Source organism: Planococcus sp. APC 3906 (assembly GCF_030407685.1).
Taxonomy (GTDB): domain Bacteria; phylum Bacillota; class Bacilli; order Bacillales_A; family Planococcaceae; genus Planococcus; species Planococcus koreensis.
Genome location: NZ_JASDCW010000024.1, coordinates 1 through 18,675, shown reverse-complemented (window position 1 = coordinate 18,675; position 18,675 = coordinate 1). Strand labels below are relative to the sequence as shown.

Here is an 18,675-nt window from a genome sequence, read left to right as displayed (position 1 = left end):
CTATGCGCCTCGATAAATTTTTGAAAGTCTCGCGTTTGATCAAGCGCCGCACGCTGGCGAAAGAAGTGGCCGACCAAGGCCGCATCACTGTAAACGGTTCGAAAGCCAAAGCGAGTTCCGTCATCAAAGAAAACGATGAACTGCAAATCCGTTTTGGCCAAAAAGTGGTTACGGTACGTGTCGACCAAATCAAAGAAAACGCCAAGAAAGAAGAAACGGCGAATATGTATACAATCTTAAACGAAGAAAAGCTGGATAAAGTCGAACCCCAGTTCATCGATGACGAAGCGTAAGAGTTAAAACGCAACACAAGAAAAAGCTGCACCGGAGCAATGGGCTCAGGTGCAGCTTTTTTGATTGGATAAATCATTGCATGCTTACTCACGAAGCAATCACTTGCCCATAAGTGCAACAAGCAGCGCTTTTTGTGTATGCAGGCGATTTTCCGCTTCTTGGAAGACGACCGAGTTCGGCCCTTCAAGAATAGCGGTAGTGACTTCTTCTTCACGGTGGGCCGGCAGGCAATGCATGAAAATATAATGGCTATTTGCGTGCTTTACCAGCTCTTCGTTTACCTGGAAATTCTTGAAATGCTCCATGCGCTCAAGCGCTTCCGCTTCTTGGCCCATGCTGGCCCATACATCCGTATAGATGACATCGCAGCCGGCCACTGCTTCAACCGGGTCTGTCGTTACGTGAATGTTTGCGCCGGTTTCCAGCGCGATGCTTTGCGCCAATGCCACCATGTCCGGTTTCGGGGCGTAGGCGGCAGGGGAGGCGATGGTGATGTCCATGCCGACTTTCGCCGCACCGATCATCAATGAATTCGACATATTGTTGGCGTCGCCGATATATGCCATTTTCTTGCCGGCAAGCACGCCGAAATGTTCCTGGATCGTCAACAAATCAGCAAGCACTTGGCACGGATGGAAATCATCGGTCAAACCGTTGATGACCGGCACTTTGCTGTTGGCGGCGAATTCTTCGACCGTCGCCTGGTGGAACGTGCGGATCATGATGCCGTCCAAATAGCCGGACAGGACTTGGGCGGTGTCAGCGATCGTCTCGCCGCGGCCCATCTGGATGTCGCGCGTGCTGAGGTGCATCGCATGGCCCCCGAGCTGCAGCATGCCTGCTTCGAATGATACGCGCGTGCGCGTCGAAGATTTCTCGAAAATCATGCCAAGCACTTTGCCTTGCAGCAAAGGCAGGTGTTTGTTTTCAGGCTTTTTCAGATCCGCGGCAAGCGCCAGCAGCTCCAAGATTTCTTCGGTGCTGTAATCTTTCAGCGACAATAAATGATTCTGGGTCAGTTGTGTAGCGGATGTCAATGTCATTGTCATTTCGCAAGCACTCCTTTCGTCGATCCGTTGATGAGTTTCACAGCTTCCTGGAACGCAGCGATGGTTTCGCGGCGCGTCCAGACGTGAAGGCGGCGGACAGCTGCTTGGGCCGCCTGTGCCTTGTCGGGTTCCAGCGTCAAGTCGATATAAGCTTTTTTGTTATCTGTCGCCAGCCATTTTTCGAATGGCAGCGATTCTTCTGTATGGAAGGCGAAGCCATGCTTCAGCCAGAAATCCAAGTCGATCAACGGCAGCGATGCATCGGTGATGAAAATTGTGCCGCCGCCGTCCAAGTCCGCCAATTGCTGCGAAGCGCCAACGAGCGCTTTGTACATGGCAATGTTGGCATCCGGGCTTTGGCCGATGACCTCGCCGGTCGACATCATTTCAGGCGACAGCACCGGCGACAGGCCAGGCAGCTTGATATGGGAGAACACGGGCGCTTTTACCGTGTATTCCGGCTGGCCGTTATAATCCTCCTCGATGCCAAGCTCCCCGTACGGAATGCCGAGCATCAGCGCAGTGGCATGCTGCACCAACGGAACGCCGGTCACTTTGGAGCTGATTGGAGCTGTGCGCGATGCCCGCGGGTTGATTTCCATGACGAACAAGCGGCCTTGTTCATAGACGAACTGGATGTTGAACAAGCCTTTATACGCCATATTGCCAGCGATGTGCTTCGCGGTGCTGGCAATCTCTTCGAGTTCATGCGCCGACAGTGTGATCGGCGGCGTGATGGAAATGCTGTCGCCGGAATGGACGCCGGTGCCTTCGATGTGTTCGAAGATGGCGGATACCCAGACGTTTTCACCGTCCGTCAAGATATCGGCTTCGACTTCTTTGCCGGTGATGAAATGGTCGACCAATACCGGGAACACGGCTTCTGTCTGTGCCAGCCATTGCGCAAGCTCGGTTTCATTATGCAGAACGTTCATCCCTTTGCCGCCGATGACATAAGACGGGCGAAGGAGAACGGGGTAGCCGAGCTTTTTAGCGAATTGCGGGACTTGCTCAGGGGTTTCGGCCGTGTAGCTGGGAATGGCCGGGAGTCCGATCGACTCAAGAAACGCATAAAACCGGTCGCGGTCTTCCATTTGGTCCAGCAGGTCGACGGTCGAGCCGAGCACGGTGATGCCCGCTTCTTCCAATTCGGCCGCGACATTCAGTGACGTCTGTCCGCCGAACTGGACAATGACGTTGGTGATGCCTTCAAAGTCCAGGACATTCAGGATGTCTTCCGCTGCCATCGGTTCGAAGTACAGCGCATCGGCGATTTCGTAATCCGTGCTGACCGTTTCCGGGTTGTTGTTGATCATCACCGCTTCATAGCCGAGCTGCTGCAGCGCCATGACACTGTGGACGCAGCAATAATCGAACTCGATGCCTTGGCCGATGCGGATCGGGCCTGAACCGATGACCGCCACTTTTTTCGGGTTGGAAGAGCGCGCGTCGGAAGAGCCGCTCCACGTGGAATAAAAATAATTCGTCTGCGAGCGGAATTCCGCGGCGCACGTATCAATGACGCGGTAAGCAGGAGACATGCCCCAGCTTTTGCGCTGCCCCCAGATTTCAGAAGGGGAGATATGCCATAAATCGGCCAGCTGCCGGTCGCTGAAACCAAGTGATTTCGCTTGCAGCAGACGCTGGTAGGTCATATCGTTCCATGACAGCAATTGGAGTTTGCGCCATTCATCAACGATGCGTTTCAGGACATGGAGGAAATAAGGCGAAATCGCCGTCAGCTCATGGAGATGCGCCATGCTTTTATTGCGCACCAGCAATTCGAACAGCACGAACAAGCGGCGGTCATCTGGCGCGGCGGCAAGCTCTTCCAAACGGGCCGTCGGCATTTCCGCCAAAGCGGGCAAGCGGAAGCCGTCGAGTGGAATATCAAGCGAACGCACCGCTTTTTGGAACGCGGCTTCCATGCTGCGTTCGATGGCCATGACTTCGCCGGTCGCTTTCATCTGCGTTCCTAGTGAACGGTCGGCGTCCTGGAATTGGTCGAATGGCCAGCGCGGAATTTTGACGACGGCGTAATCGAGCGCAGGCTCAAAGCTCGCGAACGTCGTGCCGGTCACCGGATTTTTCAATTCTGCCAGCAAATAGCCGAGTGCCAGCTTGGCGGCGATTTTAGCGATCGGGTAACCGGTCGCTTTTGATGCCAGCGCCGACGAACGGCTGACCCGCGGATTCACTTCGATCAAGTAATACGTGGAGTTTTCCGGATGGAGCGCAAATTGCACGTTGCAGGCGCCAATGATGCCGAGTGCCTCGATAATATGGATGGATGCGGTGCGCAGCAAGTGATATTCGCGGTCATTCATCGTCTGGCTCGGCGCCACGACGATGGAATCGCCGGTGTGGACACCGACCGGGTCCATGTTTTCCATATTGCAAATCGTGATGCACGTTCCGGCAGCATCACGCATGACCTCGTATTCGATTTCCTTATAGCCCGCGATGCTTTTTTCCACGAGGCATTGCTTGATCGGGCTTGCGCTCAGGCCTTGCTGGACGAGCGAGATATAAGCTGTTTCATCCTGTGCGATGCCGCCGCCGAAGCCGCCCAGGGTATAAGCAGGGCGTACGATGAGCGGGTAGCCGGTTTGTTCGGCGAATTGAAGGGCGCTGTCCGTCGAGTAGACGATGGCGCTCTGCGGCACCGGTTCACCAAGCTTGTGCATTAATGCGCGGAATTGTTCGCGGTCTTCGGCTTGTTTGATTGAGCCGATATTCGTGCCAAGCAGGCGTACGCCATACTCTGCGAGGACGCCGGCATCCGACAATGCCATTGCCAGGTTCAATCCGGTCTGTCCGCCGACGGTCGCCAATAAGCCGTCCGGGCGTTCTTTGGCGATGATGGCAGTGACGCTGTCAGTTGTCAGCGGTTCGAAATAGACTTTGTCCGACATGCTCTTGTCCGTCATGATGGTCGCCGGGTTGTTGTTGACGAGGATCACTTCGATGCCTTCCTCTTTGAGGGCCAGGCAAGCCTGGGTGCCGGAATAATCGAATTCAGCAGCTTGGCCGATGACAATCGCGCCAGAGCCGATAACCAATACTTTTTTTATGTCTTGCTGCTTAGGCATGCATTTTCACCTTCTTTTTCTGTTGGGCTGTGGTTAGAAACTGGCTGAACAACGCCAGATGGTCAGCAGGGCCGGGAGCGGCTTCCGGGTGGAATTGGACCGTCAGGAGCGGGAGCTCTTCATGGAACAGCCCTTCGATGCTGCCATCGTTGACGTTTTTATAAAGGATCGACAACGGCGTTTCACCGATGCTCGCGTCTTCGACGACATAGCTATGGTTCTGCGAGCTCATCGAAACCTGCTGGGTTTTCACATTGATGACGGGATGGTTCGCCCCGCGGTGGCCGAATGGCAATTTGGTGGTCTTGGCGCCGAAACTGGACGCGAGCACTTGGTGGCCGAGGCAGATGCCGAATGTCGGATAGCGCTCCGCCCAGTCCCGGTAGACCGGAAACAGCGGCGCCAGGGCAGCCGGGTCGCCGGGTCCGTTTGAAAACAGCAGGCCGTCCAGCCCGAGCCTGTCCAGCTGGTTGGTCGGCAAGGTATGCGGAATGACGCTGACTTTGCAATTGCGCTGCAGCAATTCCGTTAAGATCGATGATTTATAATGGAAGTCGATCAAGCCGATGTGAAGGTGGCCTTCACCGAATACCACCACCTCAGCAGAGCTGTCCGGCACCGCAAAGAAATCGGTTTGCACGGGCTGCCATTCGCCTGTCCCTGCGAAAGCGGAGGCCAAGTGCGATTGCATCGTCCCCGATTCACGCACTGCTTGGATGATGGAGCGGGTATCGGCGCCGCTGAGTATCGGCACCTGTGCTTTCCGGGCGAACTCCGCAAGGGGCATTGCTCCTTTTTCGACAGGCCCGTCGTAAAGCTCGGCGACGACAATCCCTGCTGCTTGAATTTTTTCCGATTGGATATGCGCCGCCTGGACGCCATACTGGCCGATCAATGGATAAGAAAACACAATAATTTGCCCTTTATAGGAAGGATCCGTCAATACTTCCTCATATCCCGTCATTCCGGTAAAAAAGACAATCTCTCCTTGTACGTGCCCCGCATCTCCATGCCAATCTCCTGAAAAGTCTATGCCGTTTGCAAGTGACAACAATCCTGCCATAATTTCGCCTCCTAGCGTTTATTCATTATTAATGTATATTTATTAACTCGAAAAAAGTAAATTTTAAATAAAGATGATTTAATTAGCCTTTGATTAGAGTTAATAATATTATAGACTGCATAAAAATTAAGTCAATAGTATTTTTATTAATAAATAATCTGCTGTTTTTGAGCGGAGCAGCGGAAATGCTGTAAAAACGGCAGGGAATGCAAAAAAATCTTATAAAATTTCCCATAATCGTGTATAATGGCATCAAAGTGAGTAGGAGGAGGGAAAGTCATGGGTTTGAAGAGGAAGAAGAATGCAGGCAGTCCGGAAGTCGCTTCAATTCGAAATGATTACGTCCGCTCCGTTGAACGGCAGGAAAAACGCCAGCAGGCGCATAAAGTCCGCCTTTTCAGAAGGCTCTCGGTATTCGGGGTGCTCGTATTGCTGGCCACCATCTGGATTGGGACCACGATTTATGCGCAGTCGCAAAGCATGGCGGAGAAAGAAGCGCAGCGTGCCGAAACGCTGGCAGCGCTTGAGGAAGTCGAAAAAGAACAAGCGCAGCTCGAAGAACAGATCATGCTGTTGAACGATGACGATTACATAGCAAAATTGGCCCGCAAGGAATATTTCCTGTCGGATGAGGGTGAAATCATTTTCACAACGCCGAACGAAGACCATAAAAATGAAGAAGATGAAGTTAAAGAAGAGTAGTCAGTTGACACTCTTTTTTTGCTGGTTATAATAAAAAGTGTTATAATAAAATTCGGGCAACGTCCCGCATAAATGAGTTTTTTGGCCCCATATGGCGGTCATCTTAATTTTTAAGGAGGAGCATTTTTTTTATGTCGATTGAAGTAGGCAGCAAGTTAGAAGGTAAAGTAACAGGTATCACAAATTTCGGAGCATTCGTTCAGTTACCAACTGGTGCAACAGGCCTCGTGCATATCAGTGAAGTCGCAGACAATTACGTCAAAGATATCAACGATCATCTTAAAGTCGGCGAAATGGTGGAAGTCAAAGTGATGAATGTGGAAGCAGACGGCAAAATCGGTCTGTCCATCCGCAAAGCGAAACCACAGCCAGAAGGCGCACCGGTACGTCCGGATCGTCCGCAGCGTCCACGTCCGAGCAATAACCGTTCGTTTGAACGCGCACCAAAAGAAAACTTCGAGACGAAAATGGCGAAGTTCTTGAAGGAAAGTGAAGAAAACGCAACTTCATTGAAACGCGCTACAGAATCCAAGCGCGGCGGCCGCGGTGCAAAAAGAGGCTAACTTGCTAGCTGTTTTAATAGCATAGGAAAATGCTTCATGACAGCTTAACAATTCATATCGAAACGCTTCTCCTTCGAGGGGAGCGTTTTTTTTATAAGGTGCAAAATGCGCTTGAACGCAAAAAAAAGCAGCATCCTTTGTCAGGATGCTGCTTTTAACAACGATGATGGCGGCAGAGGGGATCGAACCCCCGACCTCACGGGTATGAACCGTACGCTCTAGCCAGCTGAGCTACGCCGCCTTTGTTCAAACGAACATTTCAAATCATACTATCTAAATGGCGGAGTGTCAATCAGATTTAGAAAAAAGTTTTAGGGCGTTCTTTTTATATAGATGATAAAAAGGCCGGGGAGAGGTGAGTGCATGGAAACATACGAAAAGAAGATGGCGGCCTTTATCAAAAAACACCAGTTGCTGGTTCCGGGAGAACAGGTGCTTGTCGGCTGTTCCGGCGGCATTGATTCGCTCGTGCTGGTGCATTTCTTGAAAATGAACGAGCAGGCTTTCGGAGTAGCGGTGTCGGCCGTGCACGTCGACCACATGCTGCGCGGCGAGGAATCCCGCATGGATCGCAGTTTCACTGAAGAAACTTGCCGGCATTGGAAAGTTTCTTGTTTCAGCCGATCGATACCAATCCCAGCCATCTTGGAAACGGCGGGCGGCAATAAACAGCAGGTGTGCCGCGATGAACGCTATGCTTATTTCAAGGAAGTGATGGCAGCCGAGAAGGCGCAGAAGTTTGCAACTGCCCACCACGCTGATGACCAATTGGAGACGGTATTGATGGCAGGCTTGAGAGGGTCGCTGCAATCGGGTCTGTTCGGCATGCCTTTGCGCCGCCCGTTCGGCGAAGGGGAGCTCATCCGGCCGCAGTTCGCGGTGACAAAAGACGAGGTCGCTGATTATGCCCGGCGCCATGGCGTTGTCCACCGGGAAGATTCCAGCAACGCGGAACCGATTTATACACGCAACCGCGTTCGGGAAGCAATTGTACCGCTGCTGAAGAAAGAAGAGCCGTCGGTGTCGGATCATTTCGTCGAACTTGCCGAAACGCTGCAGGAAGACCAGCGTTTTTTGGACGGACTGGCACGTGAACAAGTGGACGGACTGGTTCGTTGGACAGATGGCCGGCTATGCTTGTCGGCTGAAAGTTTCAGAAGCGGAGCACTTGCTTTACAAAAAAGAATGGTTCTAATACTATTAAACTATCTATATAATGGGCAGCAAGTGTCGATAACAAAGCAATTGGCTGAACAGGTTCAAAACGCCATGCAAGTTTCAGCCGGTACTGTTTTTCTGCATCTGCCGCATAATTATATGATGACACGCCAATACGACGCGGTGTTCTTTAGCCGACAGCCGGTCCATCCGGCAACTGCAATAGATGCAATGCCCATCACAGGTGACTGGTCTGAAAGAGTGAACGGGTTTCGGTACAAAAAGGTCCCTTTGCTGCAGGTTGAAAAAGAAGAGAATGCTGTATTTTGGTATTTCGCCGCATCTAAACACGACAGGATGTTCATCAGAAGCCGCAAGCCGGGAGACCGGATCAAACTTGCCGGCATGCAGCAGCCGAAAAAAGTGTCGCGCCTGATGATCGATGAGAAAGTCCCTGTTTGTGAAAGAGAGAATTGGCCGGTCATTGCAACGGAAAAAGATGAGGTATTGCTGATTCCAGGACTGCGCCCATCCAGTCTTTTCAGCCGCGAACCGCGTGCTGGTGACGACTGGGTATTGATAGAGCACCACGAGAAAACGCAAAAAGCGGATTAACTAGGAGGCCCACCATGCTACAAAAAGACATTGAAGAAATATTGATCACGGAAGAAAGTTTGCAAGAGAAAGCGCGGGAATTAGGAGCAATCCTTACTCGCGACTATCAGGATAAATACCCGTTGGCAATCGGCGTATTAAAAGGTGCAATGCCATTTATGGGCGATTTGATGAAGCGCATCGACGGTTATGTGGAAATGGATTTCATGGACGTTTCAAGCTACGGCAATGCGACTGTTTCTTCAGGTGAAGTGAAAATCATTAAAGATTTGAACGCCAGCGTGGAAGGCCGCGATCTACTGATCATTGAAGACATCATCGACAGCGGACTGACGCTCAGCTATTTGGTGGATTTATTCAAATACCGCAAAGCGAACTCGATCAAAATTGTTACGTTGCTGGATAAGCCGTCTGGCCGCAAAGTGGATTTGAAAGCCGATTATATCGGATTTGAAGTTCCGGATGCATTCGTTGTGGGATATGGTTTGGACTATGCGGAAAAATACCGTAATCTTCCATATATTGGCGTCTTGAAACCTGCTGTTTACAGCGAAGATCAAGAATAGTCAAAAGAAGTTCACACAATACGGATTCACCCGCAAAGCTAAGGGCTTTTCGTTGTATGCGGAAATGCTCGTATGGTAGTATTTAGTATAGTTTTTGGAAACTTTATGAGGAGGCTTGGGATGAATCGAATATTTCGGTACACCATATTTTATCTACTAATCTTCCTAGTTATTATCGGTATTTTGGGGACGTTCAATAACAGTAACCAACCGACTAACGAAATAGGATACAATGAATTCTTGGAAGCTGTCCAAGGCGGGACGATTTCAGAAATTACCATCCAACCTGATGCAAATGTCTACGAAGTGACAGGTAAATTGAAAACGTACAAAGACGATGAAACTTTCGTCACCAATATCCCTGTGGAAAACGAAGCGTTAATTACACAAATTGATGAAATTGCGACATCCGAGGGTGCCGACGTGGATTTCTTGAAAGCCCCGCAGACAAGCGGATGGGTTCAATTCTTCACTGGCATCATTCCATTCATCATCATCTTCATCCTCTTCTTCTTCCTGCTTAACCAATCACAAGGCGGCGGTGGCGGCCGAGTGATGAATTTCGGGAAAAGCAAAGCGAAGCTGTACGATGATCAGAAACATAAAGTCCGCTTCAATGACGTAGCTGGAGCAGACGAAGAGAAACAGGAGCTAGTGGAAGTTGTTGACTTCCTGAAAGATCCTCGCCGTTTCGCTGATATCGGTGCGCGCATTCCAAAAGGGATTTTGCTTGTCGGGCCTCCGGGTACCGGTAAAACACTTTTGGCCCGTGCGGTTGCTGGAGAAGCGGGCGTTCCCTTCTTCTCGATCAGTGGTTCGGATTTCGTTGAAATGTTCGTCGGCGTCGGGGCTTCCCGTGTCCGTGACCTTTTCGAAAATGCGAAGAAAAATTCACCATGTATCATTTTTATTGATGAGATTGATGCAGTTGGACGCCAGCGTGGCGCAGGCCTCGGCGGTGGACACGATGAGCGTGAGCAGACATTGAACCAATTGCTTGTAGAAATGGATGGATTTGGCGCGAACGAAGGCGTCATCATCATCGCAGCTACAAACCGGCCAGATATCCTGGATCCGGCACTTCTTCGCCCAGGCCGTTTCGATCGCCAGATTACAGTTGGCCGCCCGGACGTCAAAGGTCGCGAAGAAGTCTTGAAAGTGCATGCACGCAACAAGCCTTTGGATCCGACTGTCGATATGAAAGCCATCGCACAGCGCACTCCTGGATTCTCGGGAGCGGATTTGGAAAACTTATTGAACGAAGCAGCCCTGGTGGCCGCTCGACGCAATAAATTGAAAATCGACATGTCCGATATCGATGAAGCGACGGACCGCGTTATTGCGGGACCAGCTAAAAAGAATCGTGTCATTTCGAAAAAAGAACGCAATATCGTGGCATTCCACGAAGCCGGCCATACGGTTGTTGGGTTGATTCTCGACGATGCGGAAACTGTCCATAAAGTGACGATCGTTCCTCGTGGGCAAGCAGGCGGCTATGCTGTCATGCTGCCGAAAGAAGATCGCTACTTCATGACGAAACCGGAATTGCTTGATAAGATTTCAGGTTTGCTTGGCGGACGTGTTGCGGAAGACTTAAGTTTCGGTGAAGTTTCAACCGGAGCGCATAATGACTTCCAGCGTGCGACAGCCATTGCGAGAAGCATGGTTACTGAATATGGAATGAGCGACAAAATCGGACCGATCCAATTCGGCCAGGCGCAAGGCGGCAATGTCTTCCTTGGGCGCGATTTCAACTCAGACCAGAATTATTCAGATGCCATCGCATTTGAAATCGATCAGGAAATCCAGCGCATCATCAAAGAGCAGTACTTGCGCACGAAAGAGATCCTGACTGAAAACAAAGATCTTCTATCGTTGATTGCCAATACTTTGCTTGAAGTGGAAACGTTGGATGCGGGCCAAATCCTTCACTTGAAAGACCACGGCACGCTTCCGGAACGTTCTTACGAAGCATTGAACGGCGATTTTGAAAAAGATGCTGTTGATTTGTCGAAAGACGATGAAGCAGTGGATGTAACGGGTGCTCCGAGTGATCCTTCAGCTGGCGATTTGCCAAAAGAAGGCAGATCCGGTGAAGCCGTTGGACCGATTCAGGAAGACCGTAAATAAGACGTGTTAAGACCGATCGACCTTTCCTTTTTAGGAACGGCCGATCGGTTTTTTTATTTCTCTGAAAATATGGTATGATGTGTTGGAAAATCGTTGATAAGTGAGGGCTCAAATATGATTTTAGTAATGGATGTCGGAAACACGAATATTGTTTTGGGTGTCTATGGGGAGCAGCAGCTGCTGCATCATTGGCGGCTTGAAACAGACCGCCACAAAACGGAAGATGAATACGGCATGCAAATCAAAATGCTGCTGAATGACTCCGGCCTCGGATTTGAAGCGATCGGCGGCATCATCATGTCTTCTGTCGTGCCGCCAATCATGTTTTCGCTGGAGCGGATGTGCCAGAAATATTTTCACATTAAGCCGATGGTTGTCGGGCCTGGCGTAAAAACCGGTCTCAATATCAAGTACGATAACCCGCGTGAAGTCGGAGCAGACCGGATCGTCAATGCGGTTGCGGCGATCCATGAATACGGAACTCCGTTGATCATTGTCGATTTTGGAACGGCGACAACGTATTGTTACATTGACGAACGCCAGCAATACATGGGCGGGGCGATTGCGCCGGGCATTGGCATTTCCACCGAAGCGTTGTACAATCGTGCATCGAAACTGCCGCGCATCGAGATTGCGCGTCCGGCAAACGTCGTCGGGAAAAACACCGTATCAGCTATGCAGGCCGGCATCGTCTTCGGCTATGTCGGGCAAGCGGAAGGCATCATTGCGCGCATGAAGTCGCAGAGCAAACAAAAGCCGACCGTTATCGCGACAGGGGGAATGGCTTCGTTGATTGCGGCGGAATCGTCGATGATCGACAAAGTGGATCCGTTTTTGACATTGAAGGGCCTTTATTTAATTTATAAACGCAATCAGGCGTTAGAAGGGAACGATTAATATGGGAGATTATTTAGTGCGCGGACTGGGCTTTAACGGCAGCGTCCGGGCGTTTGCCGCTGATGCGACGGAAACTGTAGGGGAGGCGCAGCGCCGCCATCAGACTTGGCCGACAGCGTCTGCTGCATTGGGGCGCGCGATGACCGCAGGGGTCATGCTTGGCGCAATGCTGAAAGGCGATGACAAAGTGACGTTGAAAATTCAAGGGGGAGGGCCGATCGGCGCCATCTTAGTCGACAGCGATGCTGATGGCAAGGTGCGCGGTTACGTAACAAATCCACAGACCCAAATCGATTCGTCGGTCAAAGGCAAGCTGGATGTTAAAGGAGCGGTTGGCACCAATGGCATGCTGGCGATTGTTAAAGACCTTGGCATGAAGGAGAATTTCACGGGCCAGACACCGATCGTCTCAGGTGAAATTGCGGAAGACCTGACCTATTATTTCGCGGTTTCTGAGCAGGTGCCATCGTCGGTCGGCTTGGGTGTCTTGGTGGATACAGACAACTCCATTCTCGCTGCTGGCGGTTTCATCATCCAATTGATGCCGGATACTGACGACGAAACGATTACGGCAATCGAAAAAAGATTGGCTCATATCGAACCTGTTTCCACAATGATCCAGCGCGGTTTGACGCCGGAAGGAATTTTGGAAGAAGTGCTCGGCGAAGGAAATGTGCAGATTTTGGACAAAATGCCGGTGAAGTTTGAATGCAATTGCTCCAAAGAACGTTTTGCAGAAGGAATCTTGGGACTCGGTGAAAAAGAAATCCGCGAAATGATTGAAGAGCAAGGAATGGCTGAAACGCAATGCCATTTCTGTTTGGAAAAATACCATTATTCTAAAGAAGAATTGGAAGCGTTAATCGATGAGCTACACGCGTAATACGCAACGCCCTGCTGCATCACCGGCAACTGCAGGGCGTCCGCCGAGAAGAAGATTGAAGACGGGTCCGCTGCTGGTCCTGTTATTGCTATTATTTGTTGGAAACCTGCTGTGGTTCATTGCTTGGCTGATTCCGAACGGAGCAGGCAGCAGTGAAGAAGTCGCCACTGTCCAAGGCGATTCGATCACGCGCCAGGAATGGATGGCCGCGATGGAAGAGCAGCATGGCCGCGATACCCTGCTTGGGTTGGTCAATCAAAAAGTCATGGCCACTGCAGCCGAAGAGTACAACATCGAAGTCAGCGACAAAGAAATCGATCTCGAACTTGCGATGCTCCGCACTGCGCAGGATGGCACCGATATGGCGCTGTATGCAGAAAATGGGGAAAGCTTGCGCGAGCAAGTGAAATCGCAATTGATTCTGGAAAAAGTGCTGACGAAAGATATCGTGGTTGAAGACCAGAAAATCGAAGCGTTTTATCAAGAAAACCAGGCGCTTTATGACGTCGAGGACGGCTACCGCACGAGCATGATGGTCGTCGAGTCAGCAAGCGAGGCCGAAGCGGCGCTGAAAGAACTTGAAAACGGTTCTTCCTTCGAAGCGCTGGCCCGCGAAAAATCGGTTGATACCGCGTCTGCCAGCTTGGGCGGCGACATCGGCTATATTTCCCCGGACCAGCCGTCTGTCGATCCGGCCGTTGCAAAAGCGGTCCAATCGATCGAAACTGGAAAGTGGTCAGAGCCGGTGGCATTGAAAGACGGCCGCCTGGCGATAGTAGCGGTGGTGGATAAAGCGGAAGGCCAAAAGTTCTCCTTCGAAGAAGTCAAAGGCCATATCGGCCGCGAACTTGCGCTTGAGCAGCTCCCTCAATCAGTCACTCCAGAAGCTTTCTGGAAAGAATTCGACGCAGAATGGTTTTACGGCCAATAAAACAGAAAGGCATTTCTCATTGGAAATGCCTTTTTGGTGTATACAATTTGACAGAAAATGAGAAACATTGATACGATAAGGAAAGATTAATACTTACAAAACTACTAGGGATTAGGAGTGTTGAGAAATGGCGCGTATAGGAAATTCTGTTACCGAATTGATTGGCCAAACACCGATTGTCAGATTAAATCGCCTGACTGGCCCTGAAGATGCAGAGGTTTATTTGAAATTGGAATACTTCAATCCTGGCAGCAGTGTGAAAGACCGCATCGCATTGGCAATGATTGAAGCTGCTGAAAAAGACGGCAATTTAAAGCAAGGCGACACGATTATTGAACCGACAAGCGGCAACACGGGAATCGGCCTGGCAATGATTGCTGCGGCTAAAGGCTATAAATCCGTATTGGTCATGCCTGAAACGATGAGCATGGAGCGCCGCAACTTATTGCGTGCATATGGTGCAGAATTGGTTCTGACTCCAGGCCCTGACGGTATGAACGGTCCGAACGGCGCCATTAAAACAGCTGAAAAACTGGCTGCTGAAAACGGCTGGTTCATGCCCCAGCAATTCAAGAATGAAGCGAATCCGGAAGTGCACCGACTGACAACAGGACCGGAAATCGTGGAATCGATGGGTGAGCAATTGGATGCGTTCATTTCCGGAATCGGTACAGGCGGCACCATCACCGGCGCTGGCCAAGTGTTGAAAGAGCATTACCCGGGCATCCACATCGTTGCAGTGGAACCGACGGACTCGCCTGTATTGTCAGGCGGCAAGCCGGGCCCGCATAAAATCCAAGGCATTGGCGCTGGATTCGTGCCAGAAGTCCTCAACACGAAAATTTACGATGAAATCATTCAAGTGACGAATGATCAGTCGTACGAAACAGCCCGCAAAGCGGCTCGCGAAGAAGGCATTCTCGGAGGCGTTTCCTCTGGGGCGGCAATCTACGCTGCGCTGCAAGTTGCGAAGAAACTTGGCAAAGGCAAAAAAGTGCTGGCGATCATCCCATCAAACGGCGAACGTTATTTGAGCACTCCGCTTTACCAATTCGAAGAAAATTGAGTCGCTTCTAAAAAGAGTATGCCTATGCATGCTCTTTTATTATGGCGAAAATGGCGTTATTCGCGATAATATGGAGAGAGTGATTATTTCCCGGGCAATAACAGGGTCCAGAACGGAGTGTAAAACATGGATTTGACCAATAAAACATGGGTGATGGGCATATTGAATGTAACGCCGGATTCTTTTTCTGACGGTGGCAACTATACGTCGGTTGAACAAGCAGTGTCGTGGGCACGCCAAATGGTAGAAGACGGTGCGGATATCATCGATGTCGGAGGTGAATCGACGCGGCCAGGCTACACGATGATTTCCGATGCCGAAGAAATCTCGCGTATCGTTCCGGTGATTCAAGCGTTGAAAAACCAATGCGACGTCTTGATTTCAATTGATACATATAAAGCGGCAGTGGCTGAAGCGGCAATTGAAGCGGGGGCAGATATCATCAATGACATCTGGGGCGCGAAATATGAACCTGCCATCGCAGAGGTTGCGGCGAAATGGGAGGTGCCCATTATTTTAATGCACAACCGTAACGATGCGTTATACAAGGATTTTTGGCCGGATGTCCAGCAAGATATAAGCGAAAGTATAGAAATTGCGCTTAATGCCGGCGTCCGCAAAGAAAAGATTTGGCTGGATCCGGGCATCGGCTTCGCCAAGTCCGCTGCTGACAATATTGAAATGATGCAGCATCTCGGAGAGTTCGTTGCGCTCGGCTATCCGGTGCTGCTTGGAACTTCACGCAAGTCGCTGATCGGCAAAGTGTTGGGGCTGCCGGTAGCAGAGCGGCTCGAAGGTTCGCTTGCCACCGTCTGTTTCGGCGTCGACCGCGGCTGCCAAATTGTGCGCGTCCACGACGTCAAAGAAACAAGCCGTGCCGTGCGCATGATGGATGTGCTGACAGGGAAAACGAAATACAAGGAGGCGGAATAATGGATTTCATTCATGTGAACGATATGGAGTTTTACGGTTACCACGGCGTATTTGCTGAAGAAACCAAGTTGGGGCAACGTTTTCGTCTGACGGTATCGCTGGCAGTTGATTTAGCGGAGGCTGGCAGAACAGACGACCTACAACACACGGTGCATTACGGCGAAGTTTACGAAGCTTGCCGCGCAATTGTCGAAGGGCCGCCGAAAAAGCTTGTCGAAGCGGTGGCTGAAGAAATCGCTGCCGGCATTTTAACGAAGTTCCCGCTCGTCAAAGGCATCCGGGTCTACATGGTCAAACCCGATCCGCCGATCCCTGGGCATTACCGGTCGGTGGCAATCGAATTGTCGCGCGGGGAATTCGTATGAACGACAGCTACTTATCGCTCGGCTCGAATATGGGCGACCGATTAGCTATGCTGAAGCAGGCTGTAGATTTGTTGGGTAAGCATCCGGCGATAGAAGTTGCGGCCATTTCATCTTTATATGAAACAGACCCGGTCGGCTTCACCGCGCAAGAGCCGTTTTTGAATATGGCCGTTCATGTCCGGACAAGCCTTTCCGCTTTGGAATTATTGGATGCCTGCCAGGAAATTGAACAGCAGCTGCAGCGCAAACGGCTCGTCAAATGGGGACCGCGGACAATAGACCTCGATATCCTGCTCTATAACGTAGAAAAAATAGAATCGGAGAGATTGGTTGTTCCGCATCCGCGGATGCACGAACGGGCTTTCGTACTCATCCCGCTTTTGGAAGTGAACCCTTCTCTTGAAGGAATGCCGGAGCCGCCTGAACAGGGGGTCCGATTATGGAAAACCTATAGCGGGACTGAAGAATTTCTCCATAAAATCTAGGCGAACGGTGCAGTTTAAGCTGGAAATAAGAACTGCCACAACTTTGTGGCAGCTTTTTTTATGTAGCCGCTGAGGAAATTGTGTACAATAGAGAAATACATGAATGATCAAGGTGTTGAAAAATAAAGGAGTGTAGAACATGTCAGAAGAGCTAAACGACCAAGTATTGGTGAGGCGCCAAAAGATGCAGGCGTTCCGTGATAACGGGATGGACCCTTTCGGTTCGCGTTTTGAACGTACTCACCTGTCTGAAGAAATCATCAATGAATACAGCGAGCTTTCAAAAGAAGAGCTTGAAGAAAATCCGCATGAAGTGGTAATTGCCGGACGCGTCATGACGAAGCGCGGAAAAGGCAAGGCTGGATTTGCACATCTTCAGGATCTGAAAGGCCAAATCCAAATATATGTCCGTAAAGACGCGATCGGCGACGAAGCATATGAATTTTTCAATACAGTCGATCTAGGCGACATCCTTGGAGTAAGAGGGGCGATCTTCAAGACGAATGTAGGGGAACTTTCTGTTAAAGCGAAAGAAGTCTTCTTCTTGACGAAAGCCCTGCGCCCGCTGCCAGAGAAATTCCATGGCCTTAAAGATATTGAGCAGCGTTACCGCCAGCGCTATTTGGATTTGATTACAAGCGAAACAAGCAAAGAGACATTCATTCTGCGCAGCCGCATCATTCAATCGATGCGCCGCTACCTGGATGATCAAGGTTTCTTGGAAGTGGAAACACCGATGCTGCATTCGATTGCTGGTGGAGCGACTGCACGTCCGTTCATCACGCATCATAATGCGCTCGACATGCAGATGTTTATCCGCATCGCTATCGAACTTCATTTGAAGCGTCTTATTGTAGGCGGTTTGGAAAAAGTTTATGAAGTAGGGCGGGTATTCCGCAATGAGGGTGTTTCAACACGCCACAATCCTGAATTTACAATGCTTGAACTTTACGAAGCCTACGCAGATTACAACGATGTCATGGAATTGACAGAGAATCTGATCGCGCATATTGCGCAGGATGTACTAGGTGCAACCACGGTCCAATATGGCGAGGACCAGATCAATCTTGCGCCAGGCTGGAAGCGCCTGCACATGGCTGACGCAGTGAAAGAATACACAGGAGTGGACTTCTGGGAGCAGATGACGAAAGATGAAGCGCACGCTTTAGCGAAAGAGCATAATATTGAAGTTAAACCAACTATGGAAGTAGGCCATATTCTGAATGAGTTTTTCGAGCAGCGTGTAGAAGGAGAGTTGGTTCAACCAACTTTTGTTTATGGACATCCTGTAGAAATCTCTCCACTGGCTAAAAAGAATCCGGAAGATGGACGTTTTACAGACCGCTTCGAATTGTTTATTGTTCGTAGAGAACATGCAAATGCCTTTACAGAATTAAATGATCCAATCGATCAACGCGAGCGTTTTGAAGCTCAATTAATTGAAAAAGAAGCAGGCAACGATGAAGCGCATGAAATGGATGATGATTTCATCGAAGCGCTGGAATACGGCATGCCGCCTACGGGAGGTCTTGGGATTGGGATTGACCGTCTAGTTATGCTGTTGACCAATTCCGCTTCTATAAGAGACGTTCTACTGTTCCCTCAGATGCGTTCGCGCGACTGATAAGCATAGATTTAAAATATTTACCCAACCGGTTCGAGGAGAATATTCCCGAATCGGTTTTTTATTTTAAATAAGTCTTGCGCTCAGGAGGGAGAGGTGATATATTAATTGATGTCGTGTTTTTGGCATCTAGATTACACGAAGAAAATTTGCAACTTGTTATTGACTTCCGAAAAGGAAGCTGGTAATATTGAAAAGTCGCCAAATGAAGAGGCGTACAAACATGAACCTTGAAAACTGAACAGCAAAACGTCAACAA

General features: G+C 50.2%; 17 protein-coding genes and 1 tRNA gene. 14 read left to right on the top strand and 4 right to left on the bottom strand.

Annotation, left to right across the window (positions count from 1 at the left end):
* Nucleotides 1–2 precede the first annotated feature (2 nt).
* Nucleotides 3–293 carry an RNA-binding S4 domain-containing protein gene (locus QMA09_RS13210; RefSeq protein WP_135502429.1) on the top strand — a complete coding sequence of 97 codons (291 nt, stop codon included), beginning with the start codon at nucleotides 3–5 and terminating at the stop codon, nucleotides 291–293.
* Between the two features lie 99 nt (nucleotides 294–392).
* On the opposite strand, the gene argF is transcribed toward QMA09_RS13210, so the two are convergent.
* Genes argF through QMA09_RS13195 form a run of 3 tightly spaced genes read right to left on the bottom strand, consistent with a single transcriptional unit; the run spans nucleotide 393 to nucleotide 5,498 of the window.
* Nucleotides 393–1,337: an ornithine carbamoyltransferase gene (gene argF, locus QMA09_RS13205; RefSeq protein ID WP_290213457.1), complete on the bottom strand. Its 945-nt coding sequence runs from the start codon at nucleotides 1,335–1,337 to the stop codon at nucleotides 393–395.
* Between the two features lie 2 nt (nucleotides 1,338–1,339).
* Nucleotides 1,340–4,435: a carbamoyl-phosphate synthase (glutamine-hydrolyzing) large subunit gene (gene carB / locus QMA09_RS13200; RefSeq protein ID WP_290213437.1), complete on the bottom strand. Its 3,096-nt coding sequence runs from the start codon at nucleotides 4,433–4,435 to the stop codon at nucleotides 1,340–1,342.
* The gene (locus tag QMA09_RS13195; RefSeq protein WP_290213436.1) at nucleotides 4,428–5,498 is read right to left on the bottom strand and encodes a carbamoyl phosphate synthase small subunit; all 1,071 of its coding nucleotides are present in this window, start codon (nucleotides 5,496–5,498) and stop codon (nucleotides 4,428–4,430) included. Before QMA09_RS13195 ends, carB begins: the two co-directional genes overlap by 8 nt.
* Before the next feature lie 279 nt (nucleotides 5,499–5,777).
* On the opposite strand from QMA09_RS13195, the gene QMA09_RS13190 reads away from it, so the two are divergent.
* Nucleotides 5,778–6,200 (top strand): FtsB family cell division protein, encoded by a 423-nt coding sequence (locus QMA09_RS13190; RefSeq protein WP_135502436.1) that lies wholly within the window; start codon nucleotides 5,778–5,780, stop codon nucleotides 6,198–6,200.
* Between the two features lie 131 nt (nucleotides 6,201–6,331).
* Complete coding sequence (locus QMA09_RS13185; RefSeq protein WP_135505039.1) at nucleotides 6,332–6,763, top strand: S1 domain-containing RNA-binding protein; 432 nt, start codon at nucleotides 6,332–6,334, stop codon at nucleotides 6,761–6,763.
* A gap of 167 nt (nucleotides 6,764–6,930) precedes the next feature.
* Here QMA09_RS13185 and QMA09_RS13180 read toward each other — a convergent pair.
* Nucleotides 6,931–7,004, bottom strand: a tRNA-Met gene (locus QMA09_RS13180).
* 122 nt (nucleotides 7,005–7,126) lie between these two features.
* On the opposite strand from QMA09_RS13180, the gene tilS reads away from it, so the two are divergent.
* From tilS to lysS, 11 genes are all read left to right on the top strand, one after another.
* On the top strand, nucleotides 7,127–8,536 hold the full coding sequence (gene tilS / locus QMA09_RS13175) for a tRNA lysidine(34) synthetase TilS (RefSeq protein ID WP_290213435.1): 1,410 nt from the start codon (nucleotides 7,127–7,129) through the stop codon (nucleotides 8,534–8,536).
* A 14-nt stretch (nucleotides 8,537–8,550) separates the two neighbouring features.
* Nucleotides 8,551–9,102 carry a hypoxanthine phosphoribosyltransferase gene (gene hpt / locus QMA09_RS13170; RefSeq protein ID WP_135505035.1) on the top strand — a complete coding sequence of 184 codons (552 nt, stop codon included), beginning with the start codon at nucleotides 8,551–8,553 and terminating at the stop codon, nucleotides 9,100–9,102.
* A gap of 120 nt (nucleotides 9,103–9,222) precedes the next feature.
* Nucleotides 9,223–11,232, top strand: coding sequence for an ATP-dependent zinc metalloprotease FtsH (gene ftsH / locus QMA09_RS13165; RefSeq protein WP_290213434.1), 2,010 nt, complete (start codon nucleotides 9,223–9,225; stop codon nucleotides 11,230–11,232).
* A gap of 114 nt (nucleotides 11,233–11,346) precedes the next feature.
* Nucleotides 11,347–12,129 (top strand): type III pantothenate kinase, encoded by a 783-nt coding sequence (locus tag QMA09_RS13160; protein ID WP_290213433.1) that lies wholly within the window; start codon nucleotides 11,347–11,349, stop codon nucleotides 12,127–12,129.
* Between the two features lies 1 nt (nucleotide 12,130).
* Entirely contained in the window at nucleotides 12,131–13,012 is an 882-nt protein-coding gene (gene hslO, locus QMA09_RS13155) for an Hsp33 family molecular chaperone HslO (protein ID WP_135505029.1), read from the top strand.
* The gene (locus QMA09_RS13150; protein ID WP_290213432.1) at nucleotides 12,996–13,943 is read left to right on the top strand and encodes a peptidyl-prolyl cis-trans isomerase; all 948 of its coding nucleotides are present in this window, start codon (nucleotides 12,996–12,998) and stop codon (nucleotides 13,941–13,943) included. Before hslO ends, QMA09_RS13150 begins: the two co-directional genes overlap by 17 nt.
* Nucleotides 13,944–14,070: 127 nt before the next feature.
* Entirely contained in the window at nucleotides 14,071–15,009 is a 939-nt protein-coding gene (gene cysK / locus QMA09_RS13145) for a cysteine synthase A (protein WP_135505025.1), read from the top strand.
* Between the two features lie 126 nt (nucleotides 15,010–15,135).
* Complete coding sequence (gene folP, locus QMA09_RS13140) at nucleotides 15,136–15,942, top strand: dihydropteroate synthase (protein WP_290213431.1); 807 nt, start codon at nucleotides 15,136–15,138, stop codon at nucleotides 15,940–15,942.
* Nucleotides 15,942–16,307: a dihydroneopterin aldolase gene (gene folB / locus QMA09_RS13135; protein ID WP_290213430.1), complete on the top strand. Its 366-nt coding sequence runs from the start codon at nucleotides 15,942–15,944 to the stop codon at nucleotides 16,305–16,307. Before folP ends, folB begins: the two co-directional genes overlap by 1 nt.
* On the top strand, nucleotides 16,304–16,792 hold the full coding sequence (gene folK / locus QMA09_RS13130; protein WP_290213429.1) for a 2-amino-4-hydroxy-6-hydroxymethyldihydropteridine diphosphokinase: 489 nt from the start codon (nucleotides 16,304–16,306) through the stop codon (nucleotides 16,790–16,792). The genes folB and folK overlap by 4 nt, the downstream gene beginning before the upstream one ends.
* Before the next feature lie 139 nt (nucleotides 16,793–16,931).
* Nucleotides 16,932–18,416 carry a lysine--tRNA ligase gene (gene lysS, locus QMA09_RS13125; protein ID WP_290213428.1) on the top strand — a complete coding sequence of 495 codons (1,485 nt, stop codon included), beginning with the start codon at nucleotides 16,932–16,934 and terminating at the stop codon, nucleotides 18,414–18,416.
* Nucleotides 18,417–18,675 lie beyond the last annotated feature (259 nt).